This window comes from Microscilla marina ATCC 23134, assembly GCF_000169175.1.
In the GTDB taxonomy this organism is placed as follows: domain Bacteria; phylum Bacteroidota; class Bacteroidia; order Cytophagales; family Microscillaceae; genus Microscilla; species Microscilla marina.
This window is the reverse complement of the sequence record NZ_AAWS01000104.1, coordinates 1-6,466: the sequence shown is the minus strand read 5'-3', so window position 1 is coordinate 6,466 and position 6,466 is coordinate 1. Positions and strand designations below refer to the sequence as shown.

The window sequence follows — 6,466 nt, the reverse complement described above, 5'->3', positions numbered from 1 at the left end:
GTATATACTTACTTGTTCTAAGCAGTCTTGCTCACAATCATAGTGGCCTCCAAAATATATGGTTTCCTTCAAACAAGATATATCACCCAAGAAACATAATTCATTACTTTGGTTTTCTACTAGGATGGTGCTTTTATCCAAGATTTGAGTAATGCCAACGCTATTGTTGAACTTCCCCTTTGTATTTTTTCTAAGTAGCACCTCATGACTATCCATTATTTTGTTTTCTAAAGCTCTGTGATCCCAAATAAACCTTAAAGTATCTTTATCTAGTGACTTGAATGTAACCTTTGCTATTAAACGAACAAGAGTATCCTCCTTTTTTCCATCTTTTTCTAACCAAGAAACTCGCTTTATCTCTTGTATGTTGAATGATATTTTTGGATTACCTTGTCCTTGTACTACCATTGCTTTCAGACAAAAAAGCAATATAAATATCCCTAGCTTGTATATCATTTTACACCTTTTTTTCGTCGTTTTAGGTTTGTATTTTCGTAACTTTTAATTGAATTCTTGTACTGACTTGTCGTACTACTCCAAGAAGCATGTGTTCGTTGGTATCTAATAGCTTCAAGCTCTATACTTCCTACATCAGAAATAACGCTTCTGTGGCTGGAACTGGGAAATGTTTTAGGTACTTTCATTCCTCCTACCCTATAGAACTGAAGCAATTGGCGTTTATGATGTGATTCGTGTGCTAAAGAGTTCCTTACATTGTAAACATTAGAATTAGTTGTATGGGTGCCTCTTATCAATAATGCCATGTTTCCCTGCGCCTTTCCTTTTCTTATCAAATAGCTACGTGTTGCACCATAATGTAGCCCTTGAACAGTAAAACCATTTCCTTTTCCTGTGAGGTAAACTTGGATACTATTAAAGTCATTTTTGCTTAAACCAGAGTATGAAAGTTGTGATAGAATATACATTTTTAACTTTGCTTCACCGTCAGCTCCTTGACCTCCAACCCAAGTTCCATTTTTATACAGGTACATCTTAACTTTTCCAAACTGCATTATGACATTACCGTCGTTTTTGCCATCATCGTATATTACCCCTCCACTTTTGTCAATTATTTGGGTTGGAGGACTTGTAGTTGTGTTAGATGAGAATTGATGGCTTGCAGCGGTTGATGTTTCATTGTGTTGCTTGTCTAGCATAGCGTCTAGCATCTTTCCTTCTTCTTCGTTTTGCTTTGTCCACTCATCCAATCGCTTGCTATCAATATCGCTACTACCTTCAGGGGCTAAACCGCTGGGATCACTAAAATTAATTGGACTATTAAAGGAGTAATGATATGGGTTAATGCTAATCATATCTTCAGACATTTTATCAATTGCGTGGAATCTACCTAATTGATCATCATAACCTTGCCAGTCAGTTTCTACCCAATTTAAATTGAAAGAAACTTCCTTTTCTTTATTCATATACAAGTACTTATGCTCCGGCTTCCCTACCTTCTCAATCCCTCGCAGGTTCATTCCAAACGGATAATAATGATTCTCTTGTACAATCAACTGGGGCGTATGCTCCACCACCATATCATCAAAATACACAGGCTCATCTTCGGTTTCGTTGGCGATATAAATTTGCAGCACCCCATTGGCTGGCACCTCATAATCAAAATGCAGTCTTTCCCAGTGAGTCTTGGCCGCCGTTGTCACAAACACCCGACCACTTCGCAAGGCTTTAGTACCCGTTTCGTCATACAGCACGTAGCGCAAATAGGCATTGGGCAAACCGCTGCTTTGACTACTTGGGTTGGGAGGAGTAAAACGTAGACCTATCTGTAAAGTCCGGAGGTTTTCGGCGTGGGTGGTTTCTCCCGATGGTTGAGAAGGCTTCGTCAGCATCCCCAAAAACAAGCCAAACTCTCCGCCTTCGCCTTCGTTGAAAGCCTCCTTGATGTAGGCGTACACCTCTGAAGATATTCGGTCGCTTTTACTTACCTTCAGGGTTTTCCAGGGGCCCAGCGATGCAGTGCTTCGCCGCGTATCCGTTGCCCATTGGGTGGGGCACCCGCACCACCTCATCGTAATCAATTCCTGCTTGCTGATGGACACTAAAATAGTCAAAATCAGCCCGGTAAATTTTCTTTTCTCCTTCTCTGAAAGCGACCCTCAAATTGCCCAAGTGATCCTTGTAATGATACTCATACACAAAGTGACTATCCCAAATCATCCAACGCAAAAGTATATACAATCATACACTTTCGCAACTCATAAACGCCTATCTTTCAGGTTCATAAGAAATAAAAAAAGCCCAAACCATTTTTACATGATTTGGACTTTATAAATACTTACACTGATTAGACGTCAACCTACATAGATGTACGTATATTTTCCGCTTTTATCGTTTTTCATTTTTTTCCACATTTCCTTTGTTGGAGAGCTTTTGTCTACCTTCATCTTTGGTGGTAAATTTTTAACATTGCGTATAGAAGAACTAGAGCGAATAACACAATGATCTTTCTTCCAATCTATAACAACCTTATAAGTTCTATATACCTCAACATAACTTTGTGGTTTTTCTTTTTTATCATAAAAACCATAGGTATAAAATGTTTTCTCTTCCTTGGGGCTAAGCCAATGAAAATAATGAACAGCGGTCACTACCTGTCTTTTATCTTTTGAATAATAATATGTCAAATCACAATGTGGTACACTGATATAATACCCAACATAAATTAAAGAAATAACGACTAAGAATAGCCAAATTTTTTGTTTCATTTTAATACTATTTTACGAATCTTGACTTATTCTTATATCCCCATTTGATGTGAGCTGCGCTCAAATGATCCTCACCAAAATCCTTCATCCAATAGAAAGGATTAAGTGGACCAGAAAAAACACTAAATAAAGTAAGTTGGGCACCCGCAAACAATTTCTTATAAGGTCCCCAGTTTTTAGGAGGAGTATTCAAAGCACCATATGAAGAAGGAATCCAATGTTTTGGCATTAAACGTTCACTCGCAGCAACTACAACAGCCAATATATTTCCGGCGCCCTTCCCTGGCGCGCATTTTAATGCGTGTCTTTTTTTCTACAAGCGTTTGTAACGCGGTTCCAAAATAAACAACCCTGCACTAACAATTTAGTACAGGGTTCAACTTTTTTTTACTTGATGACTATCCCAAATCATCTGTCTTGCAAAAGTATATACAATCATACACTTTCACAACTCATAAACTCCTATCTTTCAGGTTCATAAGAAAATAAAAAGCCCAAACCATTTTTACATGATTTGGGCTTTGTTTTTTAACTAAGCTTATGTTTACTCAACCTTTCCAGTCTCATTTGGAAGGTTTAAAAGAGCTGGGTTAAAAAAGTAAATCATCAACATTCTTTGCTTCTGTATAGCTTAGCCCTGACCACTCAGGCTTTTTTTTAAATCGTGTGCTTTCCCACTTATACTCTCCTCCTAAATTTACCAAAGCCTGAATCAGGGATATTAATAAATAGTGTCGCTCAGGTTTTAATGAGAAACCAATAATTAAGATGTGATCTTCATTGAATACCAATCCAAGTTTTGTGTATAAAGAGGGGCTGACAAGATTGTTTTCTTTAAAACTGGTTTTTATGTCAGTTACCCTATTTAATTCAAAAGTTATGTCTTGGATCAATGGTTTCTTTTTGCAAAACGAAACCTTGTAATAAAATGCTCCCATATTATTTTTTATCGTTGAGTTTTAAACCACGAGTGTAATGTGCTGGGTCTAGCATTAGTTGGATAGCTAGACTTATAACCCGCAGCATCGATTACTTTTGCGCAGGTGGTCGCACAATTATGGTGACGTATATTATAACTTTGTTTTCCCATTCCTACATGGGAAGTTGCGGCAGCCAAAGCACTTGTATATTGCTGTGCTGTGATTACTTTCACAACAGGTATTTTTGCATGTGATAATAATATTCCCAATTCTGCTGGATTCTTAATTTGCACGAACTCAGTCATATTACTCGCGCCTGGAACACTGTGATGGAAAAATAGTTCAGGTCCTCTTCCTAACTTGAGGCTAACTATGCTATGACCTGGGTCACGAACAGCAGGATCAGGATTTTCCGGGATAGTATACAAGGTGATTCATGCTGTTGGCTTAAGTAACTCTTCTGTTATAGGATCAGCAATTACTCCAGGCTTAGGCTTGCTTCTACTTCTATCAGAATAATAATAATATGTAAGCACTGCTGCAGTTCCTAATACTGCCGCTGCTTTTACGATTGGATGGGGTGCTTTCAGGCCTTCAAACAATGCTTTCCCCGCAGGAGAAGCAAGTGTCATGACGGCTGCTGCTTTTAAACGTGATGATTTCTTGGGATGATAGCCAGAGCAACCCGCCCCATGGGTTGGGCAACTGTGTCCATGGTCTAATTTATTATTTCCCACTCCTCCTGATGAGTTCCCCCTACCATGCTGTGCATCTAACAGGGTATTTTGGTGTCTCCCATACTCTTCGTTTTCTTGCGTCCAATCATCCAGACGCCTGTCCTCGATAGCATCGCTACCTTCAGGTGCTAAGCCTGTAGGGTCATTAAATAAAATAGGATTATTAAAAGCGTATTGATAGGGAGTAATACCAGACATCAAGGGAGCTAGTTCATCTATTCCGTGAAAACGCCCTAATTGTGCATCGTACCTTCTAAATTCGGTCTCATAAAAGTTCAAATCAAAGCTTTTCTCAAGCTCAGTACCCGCGTTATACAAGTACTTATGCTCCGGCTTCCCTACCTTCTCAATCCCTCGCAGGTTCATTCCAAACGGATAATAATGATTCTCCTGTACAATCAGTTGCGGGGTGTGTTCCACCACCATATCATCAAAATACACAGGCTCATTTTCGGTTTCGTTGGCGATATAAATTTGCAGCACCCCATTGGCTGGCACCTCATAATCAAAATGAAGTCTTTCCCAATGAGTCTTGACCGCCGTTGTCACAAACACCCGCCCACTTCGCAAGGCTTTAGTGCCCGTTTCGTTATACAGCACGTAGCGCAAATAAGCACTGGGCAAACCGCTGCTTTGACTACTTGGGTTGGGAGGAGTAAAACTCAGACCTACCTGTAAAGTCCGAAGGTTTTCGGCGTGGGTGGTTTCTCCCGATGGTTGAGAAGGCTTCGTCAGCGCCCCCAAAAACAAGCCAAACTCTCCGCCTTCGCCTTCGTTGGAAGCCTCCTAGGCGTACACCTCTGAAGATACCTGGTCACCTTTACTTACCTTCAGGGTTTTCCAGGAGCCTAACGAGGAAGTGTTTCCCCCAAGCTTCGCCGCGTATCCGTTGCCCATTGGGTGGGGTACCCGCACCACCTCATCGTACTCAATTCCTGCTTGTTGATGGACACTAAAATATTCAAAATCAGCCCGGTAAATTTTCTTTTCTCCTTCTCTGAAAGCCACCCTCAAATTGCCCAAGTGATCCTTGTAATGATACTCATACACAAAGTGATTATCCCAAATCATCTGTATTGCAAAAGTATATACAATCATACACTTTCACAACTCATAAACTCCTACCTTTCAGGCTCATAAGAAAACCCAAACCATTTTTACATGATTTGGGCTTTAGTTTTTAACTTAGCTTATATTTTGTTTCCCCAATGGTAGGTACAAGCTACGCTCGCGCTAGGCTTGCGCCAGTTAAATTCTACTTACGCCAAGTTGTGAGGCGAACTGGATTCGGAGCCTAGAGGCTTGCGTCAAGTTCGGGAATTATAAAGTAACTCTCAAAACCACAAACGTTAAAAAAACAATGATATAGTGCTTTTTTCACATCATCAGGAGTATTTGCTAAAGATTTCAAATCTATGTTCCTATCTTTCATATTCTTAGCATCTCTTATCAAAAAAGGATAATTACTTTTATCATCCTGTGATAGAGAGACCTGTCCTTCTTCTATTTCTAATTCTAACTCAAAACCAGCATAAACATACAAAAGGTCATTTTGTAAAAATGATGATATAGATATTATAGAATCTAGAACACCTACACTTTGCAAAGGCGAAAAGGCAACTTGAATGCAAATAATACCGCCTGTTATAACAAAATTCAAATGTACATCATCAAAATACATAGGGATATAATACTCCCCCTGCGCATTTAAGTCATCAAGCGAAATAAAATCAGACTCATCCCAAGAATATAACACACTAGAGATATGCTCAACACAATCTTTATTATCACGCAAAAAGGCTACAACGTTAGCATAATTCTTAGAATTATTTTCTAAAATAATGTATACTTCAAAATTCCCTAACTGTCTTAATACTTCTGAACTCTTACTCATAAACCGTTAATTTCCATTATTATTCCTATTCTGGAGTCTTCTTATTCTTCTTTGAACACTGGGCCTTGGTGTAGAACTGGTATTATAAAGAGACCTGAAATTCCCAGAAGAATCTAACCTAAGTAACCAATCTCCGAGTTTGATATGGTATTCTCCACCATGTACACTATTTGTTTCTGGGATTTTCAA

General features: G+C 39.1%; 9 protein-coding genes. All 9 read right to left on the bottom strand.

Annotation, left to right across the window (positions count from 1 at the left end; genetic code table 11):
- On the bottom strand, positions 1-408 hold a 408-nt coding region (locus M23134_RS36860), incomplete at its 3' end, for a hypothetical protein (protein WP_157558836.1).
- Positions 409-452: 44 nt separating this feature from the next.
- Positions 453-2,030 carry an RHS repeat-associated core domain-containing protein gene (locus tag M23134_RS36855; protein ID WP_045115080.1) on the bottom strand — a complete coding sequence of 526 codons (1,578 nt, stop codon included), beginning with the start codon at positions 2,028-2,030 and terminating at the stop codon, positions 453-455.
- Positions 1,939-2,178, bottom strand: coding sequence for a hypothetical protein (locus M23134_RS41655; protein WP_002706054.1), 240 nt, complete (start codon positions 2,176-2,178; stop codon positions 1,939-1,941). The genes M23134_RS36855 and M23134_RS41655 overlap by 92 nt, the downstream gene beginning before the upstream one ends.
- A gap of 134 nt (positions 2,179-2,312) precedes the next feature.
- A complete protein-coding gene (locus tag M23134_RS36850; protein WP_002706052.1) occupies positions 2,313-2,726 on the bottom strand; it encodes a hypothetical protein in 414 nt (137 codons plus the stop codon).
- Between the two features lie 7 nt (positions 2,727-2,733).
- Positions 2,734-2,988, bottom strand: a complete 255-nt coding sequence (locus M23134_RS36845) for a hypothetical protein (protein ID WP_045115079.1) — start codon at positions 2,986-2,988, stop codon at positions 2,734-2,736.
- Between the two features lie 328 nt (positions 2,989-3,316).
- Positions 3,317-3,664, bottom strand: a complete 348-nt coding sequence (locus M23134_RS36840) for a hypothetical protein (RefSeq protein ID WP_045115078.1) — start codon at positions 3,662-3,664, stop codon at positions 3,317-3,319.
- Positions 3,665-4,080: 416 nt separating this feature from the next.
- Positions 4,081-5,127, bottom strand: a complete 1,047-nt coding sequence (locus tag M23134_RS36830) for an RHS repeat domain-containing protein (RefSeq protein WP_157558835.1) — start codon at positions 5,125-5,127, stop codon at positions 4,081-4,083.
- A 42-nt stretch (positions 5,128-5,169) separates the two neighbouring features.
- A complete protein-coding gene (locus M23134_RS36825) occupies positions 5,170-5,454 on the bottom strand; it encodes a hypothetical protein (RefSeq protein WP_157558756.1) in 285 nt (94 codons plus the stop codon).
- A gap of 223 nt (positions 5,455-5,677) precedes the next feature.
- Positions 5,678-6,277: a hypothetical protein gene (locus M23134_RS36820; protein WP_002706039.1), complete on the bottom strand. Its 600-nt coding sequence runs from the start codon at positions 6,275-6,277 to the stop codon at positions 5,678-5,680.
- Between the last annotated feature and the right edge of the window lie 189 nt (positions 6,278-6,466).